Source organism: uncultured Tateyamaria sp., from assembly GCF_947487805.1.
Lineage (GTDB): Bacteria > Pseudomonadota > Alphaproteobacteria > Rhodobacterales > Rhodobacteraceae > Tateyamaria.
This window is the reverse complement of record NZ_CANKXW010000004.1, coordinates 236,485-250,814: the sequence shown is the minus strand read 5'-3', so window position 1 is coordinate 250,814 and position 14,330 is coordinate 236,485. Positions and strand designations below refer to the sequence as shown.

14 protein-coding genes are annotated in these 14,330 nt (G+C 62.2%); 8 read left to right on the top strand and 6 right to left on the bottom strand.

Features of this window, described 5'->3' with window-relative positions; all coding sequences use genetic code 11:
* Both Q0949_RS12405 and tsaD read right to left on the bottom strand, forming a co-directional pair.
* Positions 1-939, bottom strand: a complete 939-nt coding sequence (locus Q0949_RS12405) for an NAD(P)H-dependent glycerol-3-phosphate dehydrogenase (RefSeq protein ID WP_299372493.1) — start codon at positions 937-939, stop codon at positions 1-3.
* Entirely contained in the window at positions 936-2,030 is a 1,095-nt protein-coding gene (tsaD, locus tag Q0949_RS12400; RefSeq protein WP_299372490.1) for a tRNA (adenosine(37)-N6)-threonylcarbamoyltransferase complex transferase subunit TsaD, read from the bottom strand. The genes Q0949_RS12405 and tsaD overlap by 4 nt, the downstream gene beginning before the upstream one ends.
* A 49-nt stretch (positions 2,031-2,079) precedes the next feature.
* Here tsaD and Q0949_RS12395 point away from each other — a divergent pair, with 49 nt between their 5' ends.
* The 4 genes from Q0949_RS12395 (at position 2,080) to Q0949_RS12380 (ending at position 6,962) form a co-directional block, all read left to right on the top strand.
* Complete coding sequence (locus tag Q0949_RS12395) at positions 2,080-2,784, top strand: uroporphyrinogen-III synthase (protein ID WP_299372487.1); 705 nt, start codon at positions 2,080-2,082, stop codon at positions 2,782-2,784.
* 98 nt (positions 2,785-2,882) lie between these two features.
* Positions 2,883-4,232 (top strand): hypothetical protein, encoded by a 1,350-nt coding sequence (locus tag Q0949_RS12390; RefSeq protein ID WP_299372485.1) that lies wholly within the window; start codon positions 2,883-2,885, stop codon positions 4,230-4,232.
* 14 nt (positions 4,233-4,246) lie between these two features.
* On the top strand, positions 4,247-5,716 hold the full coding sequence (locus Q0949_RS12385; RefSeq protein WP_299372482.1) for a heme biosynthesis HemY N-terminal domain-containing protein: 1,470 nt from the start codon (positions 4,247-4,249) through the stop codon (positions 5,714-5,716).
* A gap of 133 nt (positions 5,717-5,849) precedes the next feature.
* Positions 5,850-6,962 carry a polysaccharide biosynthesis/export family protein gene (locus tag Q0949_RS12380; protein WP_299372479.1) on the top strand — a complete coding sequence of 371 codons (1,113 nt, stop codon included), beginning with the start codon at positions 5,850-5,852 and terminating at the stop codon, positions 6,960-6,962.
* Between the two features lie 97 nt (positions 6,963-7,059).
* On the opposite strand, the gene ahcY is transcribed toward Q0949_RS12380, so the two are convergent.
* Complete coding sequence (ahcY, locus tag Q0949_RS12375) at positions 7,060-8,448, bottom strand: adenosylhomocysteinase (protein ID WP_299372476.1); 1,389 nt, start codon at positions 8,446-8,448, stop codon at positions 7,060-7,062.
* A gap of 74 nt (positions 8,449-8,522) precedes the next feature.
* Positions 8,523-8,822, bottom strand: a complete 300-nt coding sequence (locus tag Q0949_RS12370) for an S-adenosyl-L-homocysteine hydrolase (RefSeq protein ID WP_299372473.1) — start codon at positions 8,820-8,822, stop codon at positions 8,523-8,525.
* 71 nt (positions 8,823-8,893) lie between these two features.
* On the opposite strand from Q0949_RS12370, the gene Q0949_RS12365 reads away from it, so the two are divergent.
* A complete protein-coding gene (locus Q0949_RS12365; RefSeq protein ID WP_299372470.1) occupies positions 8,894-9,490 on the top strand; it encodes an HD family hydrolase in 597 nt (198 codons plus the stop codon).
* Positions 9,487-9,975: a GNAT family N-acetyltransferase gene (locus Q0949_RS12360; protein ID WP_299372467.1), complete on the top strand. Its 489-nt coding sequence runs from the start codon at positions 9,487-9,489 to the stop codon at positions 9,973-9,975. Before Q0949_RS12365 ends, Q0949_RS12360 begins: the two co-directional genes overlap by 4 nt.
* Before the next feature lie 4 nt (positions 9,976-9,979).
* Here the strand turns inward: Q0949_RS12360 and Q0949_RS12355 are convergent, their stop codons facing one another.
* Positions 9,980-10,534, bottom strand: coding sequence for an ActR/PrrA/RegA family redox response regulator transcription factor (locus Q0949_RS12355; protein ID WP_299372464.1), 555 nt, complete (start codon positions 10,532-10,534; stop codon positions 9,980-9,982).
* A gap of 83 nt (positions 10,535-10,617) precedes the next feature.
* Positions 10,618-11,235 (bottom strand): SCO family protein, encoded by a 618-nt coding sequence (locus tag Q0949_RS12350; protein ID WP_299372461.1) that lies wholly within the window; start codon positions 11,233-11,235, stop codon positions 10,618-10,620.
* A gap of 79 nt (positions 11,236-11,314) precedes the next feature.
* Between Q0949_RS12350 and regB the strand changes: the two genes are divergently transcribed.
* Both regB and Q0949_RS12340 read left to right on the top strand, forming a co-directional pair.
* The gene (regB, locus tag Q0949_RS12345; protein ID WP_299372458.1) at positions 11,315-12,712 is read left to right on the top strand and encodes a sensor histidine kinase RegB; all 1,398 of its coding nucleotides are present in this window, start codon (positions 11,315-11,317) and stop codon (positions 12,710-12,712) included.
* 84 nt (positions 12,713-12,796) lie between these two features.
* The gene (locus Q0949_RS12340) at positions 12,797-14,305 is read left to right on the top strand and encodes a PAS-domain containing protein (protein WP_299372455.1); all 1,509 of its coding nucleotides are present in this window, start codon (positions 12,797-12,799) and stop codon (positions 14,303-14,305) included.
* Positions 14,306-14,330: the final 25 nt, after the last annotated feature.

Here is a 14,330-nt window from a genome sequence, read left to right as displayed (position 1 = left end):
TCATTCCTCCTTGAGAGGGCGGGCCAGCAACTGGTCCATCGCCCCTGTCATATCCGTTTTTCCCGCGACCAGATCCGCCACGGCGCGGCAGACCGGCAGATCCAGATTGTGCCGCTTCGCGACCTTGCGCAGCGCTTGTGCTGTCGCCGCCCCTTCGACGGTTATGCCCGCATCAAAGTCGTCGCCACGGCCAAGCGCAAGACCCAGACGGTAATTCCGGGACTGGCTTGACGTACATGTGAGCGTCAGATCACCAAGCCCGCTGAGGCCCATCAACGTGTCCGGTTGTGCACCAAAGGCGGTGGCGACGCGCTGCATCTCGGCGAAACCGCGGGTCATCAGGGCCGCGCGGGCGCTGTCGCCGAGGCCCGCGCCCATCACCGCGCCGCAGCCGATCGCAATCACGTTCTTGAGCGCGCCGCCCAGTTCCGCGCCGACCACATCCGACGTGCGGTAGAGGCGCAAGGTGGGCGTGGACAGCCTCTGTTGCAGGGACTTGGCAACCGCGGCGTCGGTGCAGGCAAGGGTGAGGGCAGTGGGTAGACCCCGCGCGATATCGGCTGCAAAGCTGGGCCCGGTCAGCACCGCGCTTTGGGTGGCGGATGGCACCATCGCGGTCGGCCCGTTGCCTGTCTCAAGGTCGATCCCTTTGCAGCAGGCCACGACCGTTTTTCCGCTCAGGTCATGGGCGCGCGCGAACCCACCCAGCGCCTGCATCGGTACGGCGAGGAGCAGGATGTCGGAACGGAAAACAGTATCTAATTTGCCTGAAACCGCCAGTTGATCCGGGAACCGCACACCGGGCAGACGGGCGGTATTCTCGCGCGCTGTGGCCATATCGCGGGTGTCGCGTGCCCAGAGGGCCACGGGTTGGCGGTGGGCGAGTGTCACGGCAAGGGCAGTACCAAAGGCGCCTGCTCCGATGATGCCGACACTCATGCTTTGGCGCCCTTTTTGCCGGACCCCAGCATCGCGGCACTGCGCGTGTCGAGTGGCATGCGTGGCCGGGCGGCAAGGTCCATGCCGTCCGGTGTACGGCCTGCCATCTGTTCGATGCCAGCGGCGGCGATCATCGCGGCATTGTCCGTGCACAGCGCCAGCGGTGGGGCGAGGAAACGGCAGCCTTTATCGGCGGAAACAGTCTCTAACAGGCTGCGAATGTGCATGTTTGCCGCCACGCCCCCAGCCACGCAGAAGTTGGGATCGGACGGCGACAGCGCCAGATATTGGTCCAGCGCGCGGCGGCTTTTTCCCGCCAGACTGTCGGCAACCGCCGCTTGGAACGATGCAGACAAGTCCGCCTGATCCTGCTGACGCAGCCCACCCGCTTCGGCCACCAGTGTATCGCGCGCCCGGAGCACGGCGGTCTTGAGGCCTGAAAAGCTCATGTCGCAGCCTGGTTTGTTGGCCAGAGGGCGGGGAAAGGCAAAGCGCGTAGCGTCGCCGCCACGCGCCGCCGCTTCGACTGCGGGACCGCCGGGCTGGCCCAGACCGATCAAGCGCGCGACCTTGTCGAACGCCTCGCCCGGTGCATCGTCGATAGTGCCGCCGAGCCGTTCGAACCGGTCCGGCCCATGGGTAATTAGGAACTGGCAATGCCCGCCGGACACCAGCAACATAAGATAGGGAAAGGCCACGCCATCCGACAGGCGCGGCGTCAGCGCGTGCCCGGCCAAGTGGTTCACGCCATAGAGTGGCAGACCGGTCGCCGCCGACAACGCCTTGGCCGTCATCACGCCCGAGACGACCCCACCAATGAGGCCCGGTCCGCAGGTGACCGCGATCGAATCGAGATCACCGAACCCGACACCCGCCTGATCCAGCGCGCCTTGCACGCTGACATCCAGACGTTCGGCGTGGGCGCGGGCGGCAATCTCGGGCACCACACCGCCAAAGGCCGCGTGCAGGTCGGTTTGACCAAACACGACAGAGGACAAAACGGTCATATCGCCGGGCACACCGCGCACAATCGCGGCCGCGGTGTCGTCACAGCTGCTTTCTATTCCGAGGCACGTGATCGGGCGGGTCATGGTGTTGGTCCGTTGCGCGGCAGGCTGCGTCCGGGTAACAGTTTCGCCCGTGGCAAACAATGCACCCAACCCACAGATCCCCTTGATCCTGACGCGGCCGCTGACGCGGGCGCGGACGTTCTATGACGGGCTGCCTGCCGAGATGCAGGCGCGCCTGTTGCCAGTATTCAGCCCGCTGGTCGATATCGTGCCGCGTGACGTGGCCGTTCCCATCGGGTCTAAGGATGCCGCGATTTTCACGTCGCAATCCGCAGTGGCCGCCGGACCGGACGGTGCGGGGCGTGTCGCCTATTGCGTTGGTCCTGCGACCACACGCGCGGCAGAGGCGAGGGGATGGCAGGCGCAGCAGGTGGGCCATGACGCGAACAGTCTGGTTGCCGGTCTGATTTCGCATCCGCCCGCTGCGCGGCTGGTACATGTGTCAGGTGCGCACACGCGGGGGGATGTTGCAGTCCGCCTCGGGCGCGCGGGACTGACGGTGGACCACATCGTCGTCTATGATCAGGTGCTGCGCCCGCTGAAGCCCGCCGCATGCGAGGCGATCACGCGGGAAAGTCGTGTGATTGTTCCCCTTTTTTCGCCTCGGACTGCAATCCAGTTTGCCAAGACGGCGCCGCGCGCCACATCCATCTGTGTGGCTGCGCTCAGCCCGACGGTGGCGGAGGCAGCGGCACCCATCGCGCTGGGGGGCTTGAGGATCGCATCTGCGCCAAACGCCTCCGCATTGTGCGACGCCATACGCGGCCTGCTGTGACGGCGGCAATTCGCCCAGATCGGGTTGAGAGGCGGACAGGCGCGGGGTAGTGTTCAACGCGGTGGATCAACCGCCAGAAGAATCGGGAGGGGGAGACCTTGGCCAAACGCAAAAGCCCGGATGAGGTGCCCCAGGACAAGACCGAGGCGTCGAAGGATGCCGTGATCGAGGGCACAGCCAAGGATGTGACCGACGCGGTAGACGAGGCAAAGGACGCCGCAGCCAATACCGAAAATTCCGACGCAGATGCGGTCACGCCCGAGGCGGAAGACACGTCCGGTGCGGACAGCCTGCCGGCCGAACCGGCGGCCGTTGATCTGATGGAGCAGCCCGAGGACGCGGCCGCGGCGGCAACGGATGCCGAGCCTGAGCCAGAGCCAGAGCCAGAGCCAGAGCCAGAGCCAGAGCCAGAGCCAGAGAAATCGGCGACCCCGGCACCGACACCTGTCCAGCCAGAGCCGCAGCGTCCCAGCACCATGCCGCTGATCTTTGCCGGGATTATCGCCGCGATGGCTGGCTTTATTGCCGCACGTGCCGAAGTTCTGGATCCGATCCTTCCGCCCAGCATGCGCAGCACTGCCGACGATACGCGACTGGCCGAGGATCTCGACCTTGCGACTGTCCGTCTGGCGGCGCTCGAAGAGGCGGTGGAAAACTTGCCCGAACCAACCGCGCCAGCCGCCGCGGCAGAGGTTGATCTGTCGCCGCTCCAGTCGGATCTGAGTGCGGTGCAGACGTCCCTGGCCGATATGTCGGCGCAGGTTGATGCGCTGGCAGAGCGGATCGTTGCGCTGGAGAACCGGCCGGTGGCGGCACCGACTACCGAGGTGACCGTTCCAACCGAAGCGATTGACGCGGCGCTTGCCGATTTGCGCGCAACAGCAGAGGCGCAACAGGCAGAGATCGATACGCTTTTGGGCAACCTGGAAGCCGCCCGGACGGATGCGCAAGCGGCGGCGAATGCCACCCTTGCCCGTGCGGCAGCGGCCCGCGTGGTTGCCGCGATTGATTCTGGCGCTCCATTTGCAGACGCGCTGGCCGATCTGGCGGAGGCCGGTCAGACAGATGTGCCCGAGGCGCTGCAATCGGTGGCGGATACCGGTGTGACGCCGCTGGCCACCTTGCAGGCTGAGGTGCCGGATGCCGCACGCGCGGCGCTGTCGGCGGCGCGGTCTGCGGATACCGGGGGCGGGGGCCTTGGCGGGTTCCTGCAACGTCAACTGGGTGTGCGTTCGGTCGAGCCGCGCGAGGGGTCGGACCCCGACGCCGTCCTGTCGCGGATTGAAGCGGCGGTGCGCGAAAACCGTCTGGCTGATGCACTGACCGAGGCAGAAGCACTGCCCGAACCCGCCCGCGCGGCCCTTGGCCCGTGGTTGAACCAGGCGCAATCGCGTCACGATGCTGCGACAGCGGCGAATGCGTTGGCTGAACGCCTGTCGGCACTCTAAGAAGGGGCCTTTTCATGATCTGGTCATTGGTAAAAATTATCGTCTTCGTTGTGGCCGTCGCCGCGCTGGCCCTTGGGGCCGGGTATCTGCTGGAGGCCGATGGCGGCGTGCAGGTGGTCGTTGCGGGCGACGAATACAACTTTGGGCCGTTTGAATCGGTTGTCGCACTGATCGTGTTGGTTCTGGTGATTTGGATCGGTCTCAAGCTGCTAGGCTTGCTGGTCGCCGTATGGAAATTTCTGAACGGGGACGAAACCGCGCTGTCGCGCTACTTTGATCGCAATCGCGCGCGGAAAGGGTTTGACGCACTGGCCGAAGGGATGATGGCGCTGGCCTCAGGCGAGGGGCGCGTTGCCTTGGCCAAGGCGGAGAAAGCCGACAAATATCTCAATCGCCCCGAACTGACCAACCTACTCACGGCGCAGGCTGCGGAGCTGGCGGGGGATCGCCGGAAGGCCGAGGAAACATATCGCAAGTTGGTGGAGAACGATGCCACCCGTTTCGTCGGCGTGCGCGGGATCATGAAGCAAAAGTTGGCCGATGGCGACACGGACACGGCGCTCAAGCTGGCGGAAAAGGCATTTGCGCTGAAGCCCAAGCACGAAGAGACACAGGATGTTCTGCTGAAGCTGCAAGCCGACAAGGAAGATTGGGCCGGAGCCCGGCAAACCCTTTCGGCCAAGCTGAAACACGGGGCGCTGCCGCGTGATGTGCATCGCCGCCGAGATGCGGTGTTGGCGCTGAGCGAGGCCAAACAGGTGATGGCAGAAGACGAGACCATCGAGGCGCGCGAGACGGCGATCGAAGCGAACCGCCTGTCACCCGATCTGATCCCTGCGGCGGTCATGGCCGCCAACAGCTATATCGAGCAAGGTCAGAAGAAATACGCGACGCGTGTTCTCAAGAAAGCGTGGGAGGCGCGACCACACCCTGATCTAGCCGCGGCCTTTGCCGCGATTGAACCCGACGAGACGGCAAGTGAACGGTTGAAGCGGTTTGCCCAGCTGACGCGCAGCCATCAGGACGATCCCGAGACCAAGATGCTGTTGGCGGAACTGAACATCGCTGCCGAAGATTTCCCGGCTGCGCGGCGGGCCTTGGGCGATCTGGTCGAGACCGATCCGACAACCCGGTCGGTGACGCTGATGGCGGCCATCGAAAAAGGGCAGGGCGCATCCGACGCGGTCATCCAGGGCTGGCTGGCGCGTGCGCTCTCTGCGCCGCGTGGTCCGCAGTGGGTGTGCGACAATTGCCAGAACATCCACGGCGAGTGGGGGCCGACCTGCTCAAATTGCGGGGCGTTCGACACGTTGGAGTGGAAACGTCCGCCCGCGAATGAAATCGCTATGCCGGGCGGGACCGAAATGCTGCCACTGCTTACGACGTCTTTGGCACAGGATGCAGGGAACGCAGTGACTGTTGTCGACGATTCAGAGGTTGTGGAAGCAGAAGATCTGGGCAATCCTCCGCCCAAAGGAGACTAAACCCTCCGACATATTGTGTATGAGCAACGCTTTTGGTGATCATGGGCGTTGTCTGTGTATTTGTTTTTGAACGACCGGGTTTTCCGGCTACACCTTCGGAAAAAGGGTCGCTGGGCGGCCAGAGGGACATATCGTGCATAAAACCGTTCGCATTTTCATCGCGTTTCTGGCCATGTTCGCCGTCGCAGCTTGCAGCCTTCCGCGTGGTGCTGCCATTGAGGGCGAAGTCATCCGGAGCGCGGATGACGAAGACGCGCCATTCTCTGTCGTTCCGATCACGCAGAACACGATTGCGCAGGTCCATCGGTGGCCTGCCACCGGCTGGGCCGGACATTACCATTGGTTCAGCGGGACAACGGGCCCGAAGTCCAACCTGATCCGTATCGGCGACATGATCGATCTGGTCATTTGGGATAACCAGGAAAACTCCCTTTTGACCGGGCTGACGCAAAAGAATGTCGAGATGCGCGGCCTGGTCGTTTCGCCATCCGGCACGATTTTTGTGCCTTACATTGACGAAGTGCGCGTGACCGGCATGTCCCCCGACCGCGCCCGTGGCGAAATTGAACGGCGACTGGAGCAGGTTGTTCCCGACGCACAGGTGCAGTTGCAGCTGACGTCCGGCCCCGACAACTCGGTCGATGCGGTGAGCGGGTTCAATTCACCAGGCACCTATCCGCTGCCCAACCGCAACTTTAGCCTGCTGAGCCTGATTTCGAATGCGGGCGGGATTTCTCCGCAACTGGAAAACCCGCTGGTGCGTTTGCAGCGCAGTGGTCAAAGCTTTGAGATCCGCGCCGACACACTTTATGAACGTGCGTCGGCGAACGTGGTCTTGCGCGGCGGTGACAAGATCGTTGTGGAAGAAGACGAACGGTATTTCGTGGCGCTGGGCGCGACCGGGTCCGAAACCATCGTGCCGTTTACCCAAGAACATATCAACGCCATCGAGGCGCTTGCGCTGCTGGGCGGTATCAATGACACCCGCGCGAACCCCGAGGGCATCCTTATCCTGCGGGAATATTCGCGCAAGGACCTGCGCAGCGATGGGTCTGGCCCGCTGCGGACGCAGGTGGTGTTCACTATCGACCTGACATCGGCCGAAGACATCTTTGCCGCGCGCAAGTTCCGGATCAATCCCAAGGACCTCGTAATGGCCACCGAAAGCCCGGTTGGCAATGTGCGGACCATCTTTGGCCTGATCGGATCCGTGGTTGGTGTGGGCAACGCGATCAGCAACAACTGATCCATCGGATCACCTGATGTAAAAAGCCCCGGCGCAGAGATGCGACCGGGGCTTTTTCATGTGCGTGGGTTGGGCGGCGTCATCCCCGCCCGCGCTGTCAGTAGCGGTAGTGTTCCGGTTTGAACGGGCCCTCGGGTGTGACGCCGATATAGGCCGCCTGTTCGCTGTCCAGCTTGGTCAGCTTGACGCCGATGCGGTCCAGATGCAGGCGCGCGACCTTTTCATCCAGATGCTTGGGCAGGATGTACACGTCATTCTTGTACTCGTCGCCCTTGGTCCACAACTCGATCTGGGCCAGCACCTGGTTGGTGAAGGACGCGGACATCACGAAGGACGGGTGACCCGTGGCGTTACCGAGGTTCAGCAGGCGCCCTTCGGACAGCAGGATCAGACGATTGCCATTCGGCATCTCGATCATGTCCACCTGTTCCTTGATGCTGGTCCACTTGTGGTTCTTAAGCGCGGCAACCTGGATCTCGTTGTCGAAGTGGCCGATGTTGCCGACGATGGCCATGTCCTTCATCTCGCGCATGTGCTCGATGCGGATCACGTCCTTGTTGCCCGTTGTCGTGATAAAGATGTCGGCGTCGCTCACCACGTCCTCAAGAACGACAACCTCGAACCCGTCCATCGCCGCTTGGAGCGCGCAGATCGGATCGACCTCGGTCACCTTGACGCGTGCGCCAGCGCCGCGCAGGGATGCCGCGGAACCTTTGCCGACGTCGCCGTAACCCATCACGACGGCAACCTTGCCGGCCATCATGGTGTCGGTGGCACGGCGGATGCCGTCTACCAGCGATTCCTTGCAGCCGTATTTGTTGTCGAATTTCGACTTGGTGACAGAATCATTCACATTGATTGCGGGGAAGGGCAGCTGGCCCTGTTTCACCAGATCATAGAGGCGGTGCACACCGGTTGTGGTTTCTTCGGACACGCCCTTGATCTGGTCGCGGACCTTGGTAAACCAGCCGGGGCTTTGCGCCATGCGCTTGGCGATCTGTGCCTTGATCACGGCCTCTTCCTCGGACGTCGGAACGGGGATGATTTCTTCGCCCGCCTCGGCACGTGCACCCAGCAGAACATAGAGCGTTGCGTCGCCACCATCGTCGAGGATCATGTTGGGGCCGTCTTCGAAGTCGAAGGACTTGTCCAGATAATCCCAATGTTCTTCAAGGCTTTGACCCTTGATCGCAAAGACGGGTGTGCCGCCTGCGGCAATCGCCGCCGCCGCGTGATCCTGGGTCGAGAAGATGTTGCAGGACGCCCAGCGCACATCCGCGCCCAGCGCCACCAGCGTTTCGATCAGAACGGCCGTCTGAATGGTCATGTGCAGCGACCCGACGATCCGCGCACCGCTAAGCGGTTTGCTTTGACCGTATTCCTCGCGGCAGGCCATCAGCCCCGGCATCTCTGTCTCGGCGATGTCCAGTTCCTTGCGGCCATATTCAGCCAGCGCGATGTCTTTAACGATGTAATCATTCGCCATGTGCGTCATCCTTTTCAAGTTGGGGATGCGCTACCAGTTTCTGGGCAAAGGCTCAATGCGGCGATGCGACGAACTTAGGGTTGTTCCGTCAACGCGGCCACAACAAGGTCTTCGCTGACCTCAGCGCCCCAATCGTAGCCCTGCGCCAAGACACAGCTTTGCCCGTCAGCGAGATACTGGACCAGTGTCCACGTACCGGTTTGTTCAGAGGCCCAGATGGTTGTGGTGTCGGTCTGCGATCCATCCACGGGCTGTTCACCGTACCAGTCCTTGAGGCTGGCCTCCAGCTCTGGCGCGGACATGCAGACATCCTGCGCAGCAGCGGACGTAGCGGACATGGCGATTGCGGCGGCGAACAAAATTGCGGGTTTCATAACGATCTCCTTCGTGGAAAAAACGCGATTGACCGCAAATGGTTCCCGCCAAAGATACGAGGCATTCCGAAATGGCCAAACAACCGCGCGCATGGCAGCGTATGCTGTCCGGTCGCAGGCTGGACCTGCTGGACCCGACGCCGATGGATATCGAGATCGAGGATATCGCCCACGGTCTGGCCTTTGTCGCGCGGTGGAACGGGCAGACGCGGGGCGATTTTGCCTATTCGGTGGCAGAACATTCTTTATTGGTCGAGACGCTGTTCGGGCGGATCGCGCCCAAGGCCCCGGCCAAGTGGCGGTTGGCCGCGTTGCTGCATGACGCACCCGAATACGTGATCGGCGACATGATTTCACCTGTAAAGGCGGCGGTCGGGCCGGGCTATGGCGCGCTGGACGAACGGCTGGAGGCCGCGGTGCACATCCGGTTTGGCCTGCCCGCCAAAGTGCCCGCTACGATCAAGCGACAGATCAAGAAGGCCGACAAGATCAGCGCCTGGATGGAGGCCACGCAGATCGCGGGGTTTACCCGCGCCGAGGCCGACAAGTTCTTTGGCAAGCCTGATCCGACGCTGATCACCGACCTTGAAATCGTGCTGCGCCCACCGCTGGAGACGCGCCTCGCCTTTACCGCGCGCCATGCCGAATTGCTGGAGCAATGCCCATGATCACCGTCCGCCCCGCCATTGCGCTTGATGCCGCATCGATGGCCTCCCTTTTGAACGAGATTATTGCACAAGGTGGGACAACTGCGCTGACCACCCCCGTCACGGGCAAGGACATGGCCGACTGGATGGCGGAGAAATACACAAGGACCGCGTGGCACGTCGCGGTGAACGACGCAGAACAGGTGGTCGGGTTCCAGTGGATTGCACAGGGTGGCGATTACCTGCCAGAGGCGGCGGCGGAAATCGCGACCTTTGTTCAGCTGGGTCAAACCGGGCTGGGGATCGGGTCAAAACTCTTTGACGCCACGCGCCAGGCGGCCAGGGATCTTGGCTATGGCTGGATCAACGCCAATATCCGTGCCGATAACGAGGGCGGTCTGATCTATTATCAGTCGCGCGGATTTCAGGACTACGGGCGGATCGAAGGGTACGAACTGGCCGACGGTCAGACCGTCGACAAGATCCTCAAACGCTACGATCTGTGACGCGTCAGCGCGGCGAACGCTTGGCCAGAATACGTTGCAGCGTGCGGCGGTGCATGTTCAGACGCCGCGCCGTTTCAGACACGTTCCGATCGCATAGTTCATAAACACGCTGGATGTGTTCCCACCGCACCCGGTCCGCGCTCATCGGGTTTTCGGGAGGCGGTGGCAAATCGTCGCCACGCGCCAGAAGCGCATTGGTAATGTCGGTCGCATCAGCAGGTTTCGACAGATAGTCTGTGGCCCCGATCTTGACGGCAGCGACGGCGGTGGCGATGGCGCCGTACCCGGTCAGTACAACCACCCGCGCATCGGGACGTTTTTCGCGCAGCACCTCGACCACGTCGAGCCCATTGCCATCCTCGAGCCGCAGATCGACCACCGCATAGGCAGGTGGGCGCGCGGTGGCGATGGCCTTGCCGGCGGTCACGCTGTCGGCTGTCTCAATCTCGAAACCGCGTTTTTCCATGGCCTTGGCGAGGCGTCGCAGAAACGGTTCATCGTCATCGACAAGCAAGAGAGACTTGTCTTCGCCCAACTCGTACTGTGCTGCTTCCGGCATCAGGTTCTCCCGTTCCCGCATAATTTTTTGGCTGAGGCTGAATATGGCGCGGTCATGGGGTGTGGTCAAATTATTCCGCTTTTTCAGGCGTTTTCGACAAAGCATCCAACGCGGTCTGCCATGGCCTCTGCGGTGACGTCGCGGCGGAAGAATTCGACAAATCCCTGTTCCGGCAGAACGAGGTAAGTGAAGGTCGAGTGGTCCACCAGATAGAACTCATCGCTTTTGTCATGGTGCTTGTAATAGGTCCGGTAGGCCTTGCTGGCCGCATCCGTCTGTTCCAGCGTACCGGTCAGCCCGATCATCCTTTCATGGAGGTTGAAGGCGAAGTCGCCGACCAGTTCCGGCGTGTCGCGTTCCGGGTCAACGGTGATGAAAACGGGCGTCACGGACATGCCGCGTTCGGCGAGGATATCAACCGCTTCGGCGTTGCGTGCAGTGTCGAGCGGGCACACATCCGGGCAGAACGTATAGCCGAAATAGATCAGCGACGGTTCGGTGATCACGTCCTTGTCGGTCACGGTCTGACCCTCGGCGTTGACCAGTTCGAACGGGCCGCCGATCTCGTTGCCATCGCCCGCGATCTTGGTGGCGGTGCACTGGCCGATGCCTGCGCTTTGCCCGCCCTGCGTGGCCCACCAGATGCCGCCGATAAACAGGGCAGCGACAAGAGCGGCGACAGGTGCGATGATGCGGGTCATGGTGTCCTCGGGGTTGAGATGCGCTAGGACACTAGCTAACGATCCTCTGGCCCAGTGCAATAAACGAAGTAGTGACACAATGGCGCAACCCAATATCGGCCTTCTGACCGGGCAACAGCGGTCCAACTGGATCCGTTTGCGGACGATGATCCTTTTGCGTTGGGTGGCGATTGTCGGCCAGCTTGTCGCACTGACCGTGGCGCAGCGGATGTACGGGCTCCAGCTTGAGCTTGGGCTGTGTTACCTCGCGGTTGGCGTGTCGGTGATCGGCAACCTGATCGCCATTTTCGTCTTTCCGGAAAACAAGCGTCTGACCGAACGCGAGAACCTGCTGATGGTTCTGTTCGATCTGTTGCAGCTGGGATTCCTGCTGTTCCTGACCGGTGGGCTGAACAATCCGTTTGCGCTGTTGATGCTGGGGCCGGTGACCATTTCCGCCGCTGTGCTTACGACGCGCTCGACGGTTCTGGTGGCGGCGACAGCCATTGTGATCGTGACCTTGCTGTCGGAATATCACCTGCCATTGCGGACAGAGCTTGGATATCTGCTGCGCATTCCGGATCTGTTCGTGTTCGGGAACTGGATCGCGCTAGTGATCGCGATTTGCTTTATCGGCCTTTATTCGCGCCGCGTCACGTCCGAGATCCATTCGATGTCGGACGCGCTGGCCGCGACGCAAATGGCCCTGTCGCGCGAACAGAAGCTGACCGATCTGGGCGGTGTTGTTGCTGCTGCCGCGCACGAACTGGGTACGCCGCTGGCGACGATCAAGCTGACCAGCGCCGAACTGATCGAAGAGTTGTCGGACATGCCGGAGTTGCGCGACGATGCCGCGTTGATCCGTGAACAGGCGGACCGCTGCCGTGATATCCTGCGGGATATGGGTCGCGCGGGCAAAGACGATCTGCACCTGCGGCAGGCCCCGTTGATGACCGTGGTTCAGGAGGCCGCAGAGCCGCATGAACACCGCGGCAAATTGGTGGAATACACGCACGACCCAGACGCCGGTGATGCCATTGACCAGCCCGCCATCCTGCGCCAACCCGAGATCATCCATGGGCTGCGGAACCTCGTGCAGAACGCGGTGGATTTTGCCCGCTCGACCGTCTGGATCGAGGCGCATTGGAATGACGACATCATCACGTTGCGCATCATGGATGACGGGCGGGGGTACCCGCCGCAATTGCTGGGCCGCATCGGTGATCCCTTTGTCCGCCGACGCAAGACGCAGACCGACAATCAACAGCGCCCCGGCTACGAAGGGATGGGGCTGGGCCTCTTCATAGCCAAGACGTTGCTGGAACGGTCGGGGGCGGAGCTGTCCTTTGCCAACGGTGCGGATCCCTACAGCAGCGCCAGCCCCGAGGGCCATCACGTCGGCGCAATTGTCGAGGTGCAGTGGCCGCGCAGCAAGATTGACGCCCGCACAGGCGACAACGCATTGCCACAAGGACGCAACGAGCCCATTACCTCCTGATTACTAAAAAATTCATAGAGGTTAACCGCGCATTAACCTTGGTGAAGGTACATAGGATCTGGGTTGGCGATAAGGTGCAGGTGCGTGACTGCTGTTGAAATTATCACTGTCATCGGGTCCGCGGCCGTTTCGATTGCGGTCGGGCTGATTTTCCTGAACAGGCAGGTGGCGCCGCGCGCTGCGCAGGTGCCACCGGGCAATGGCGGGCTGCATTTTCTGTTTTCTGATCTGGATTTGGAACACGCGTCGCACCATGCACGCGCCCTGTTGAACCGCGATGCGGCTGAAACCGATTGGCAGGCCCTGCGCGCCGGTCTTGTTTCGCGCTTTCCGGGATTGCCGGACGCCGATGCGTTGCCCGATGCCACGTCGATGACACTGCCTTCGGTGGCCGACGACGACCCCGCCTTGCTGCGCCTCACCCGTGAGAACGGGATGACCCGCGTGGTCATCGAACAGGACGATGCCACCGATGCTGGCACCATCCACATGGTCAAATCGCTGGAGGCCGAGCTGGATACGCTGCGGCTGGCGGCGACGGACGCGCCTTATCCCATCTGGCTGGCCGATGGGCATGGCAACATCCAATGGCACAACACGGCCTACGCAGAACTGGCTGACCTGACCAACGACAATGAGGACGCGACCCCCCTGTTCGATCTGGATCAGAGCGGGTTTGACGGCAAGAACATGGTGCGCGTTCCGGTTCATATCGACAGCACCGACAGCACCGAATGGTACAACGTCACCGCAACCCGCGCGGGCAGCGACAGCATCTATCACGCTGTCAACATCAACGCGGTGATCCAGGCCGAGATTGCCCAGCGCAATTTCGTCCAGACACTGGCCAAGACCTTTGCCCAGCTGTCCATCGGCTTGGCCATCTTTGACCGCAACGGGCAACTGGCGCTGTTCAACCCGGCGCTGGTCGACCTGACATCCCTGCCTGCGGAGTTCCTGAGCGCGCGGCCTGACCTGCTGTCCTTCTTTGACCGGTTGCGCGACAACCGCGTGATGCCGGAGCCCAAGAATTACAGCTCGTGGCGGCAGGAGATCACCGAGATGATCGCCGCCGCCAGCCATGGCAGTTACCAGGAGACCTGGACGCTGGATACCGGTCACACATACCGGGTGAACGGGCGGCCGCATCCCGACGGGGCCGTCGCCTTTTTGATCGAGGATATTACGGCCGAGATTTCCCTGACCCGTAACTTCCGGGCAGAGCTGGAGCTGGGTCAATCGCTGATGGACACGTTCGAGGACGCGCTGGCGGTATTCTCTTCGGCGGGGGTGCTGACATTCTGCAACGCGGCCTATCGCGAGATGTGGAAGATGGATCCCGACAACAGCTTTGCCGACGTGACCATCGTGGATTGCCTTAGAGAATGGCAGGCCAACGCAAAGCCCCATCCCGCATGGGGCGACATGCGTGATTTCGTCATGCGGCTTGGCGAACGCGTGTCCTGGGAGGCCGATGTGGAGCACGTAACCCACGGCGCCTGTCAGGTCAGGCTGTCGCCCATCGCCTCTGGCGCAACCGTCATTCGGTTTGCGCTTGCTCCGCAGGCAGTGCCTGTTGCCGCCAAGGGCTAGGGTCATTCTGCTTGCAGCGCCCGGC

What these genes read in the sequence shown, in the direction of transcription:
- Q0949_RS12405 (WP_299372493.1), bottom strand. Translation starts at nt 939, where the DNA reads ATGAGTGTCGGCATCATCGGAGCAGGCGCCTTTGGTACTGCCCTTGCC.
- tsaD (WP_299372490.1), bottom strand. Translation starts at nt 2,030, where the DNA reads ATGACCCGCCCGATCACGTGCCTCGGAATAGAAAGCAGCTGTGACGAC.
- Q0949_RS12385 (WP_299372482.1), top strand. Translation starts at nt 4,247, where the DNA reads ATGATCTGGTCATTGGTAAAAATTATCGTCTTCGTTGTGGCCGTCGCC.
- ahcY (WP_299372476.1), bottom strand. Translation starts at nt 8,448, where the DNA reads ATGGCGAATGATTACATCGTTAAAGACATCGCGCTGGCTGAATATGGC.
- Q0949_RS12370 (WP_299372473.1), bottom strand. Translation starts at nt 8,822, where the DNA reads ATGAAACCCGCAATTTTGTTCGCCGCCGCAATCGCCATGTCCGCTACG.
- Q0949_RS12365 (WP_299372470.1), top strand. Translation starts at nt 8,894, where the DNA reads ATGGCCAAACAACCGCGCGCATGGCAGCGTATGCTGTCCGGTCGCAGG.
- Q0949_RS12360 (WP_299372467.1), top strand. Translation starts at nt 9,487, where the DNA reads ATGATCACCGTCCGCCCCGCCATTGCGCTTGATGCCGCATCGATGGCC.
- Q0949_RS12355 (WP_299372464.1), bottom strand. Translation starts at nt 10,534, where the DNA reads ATGCCGGAAGCAGCACAGTACGAGTTGGGCGAAGACAAGTCTCTCTTG.
- Q0949_RS12350 (WP_299372461.1), bottom strand. Translation starts at nt 11,235, where the DNA reads ATGACCCGCATCATCGCACCTGTCGCCGCTCTTGTCGCTGCCCTGTTT.
- regB (WP_299372458.1), top strand. Translation starts at nt 11,315, where the DNA reads ATGGCGCAACCCAATATCGGCCTTCTGACCGGGCAACAGCGGTCCAAC.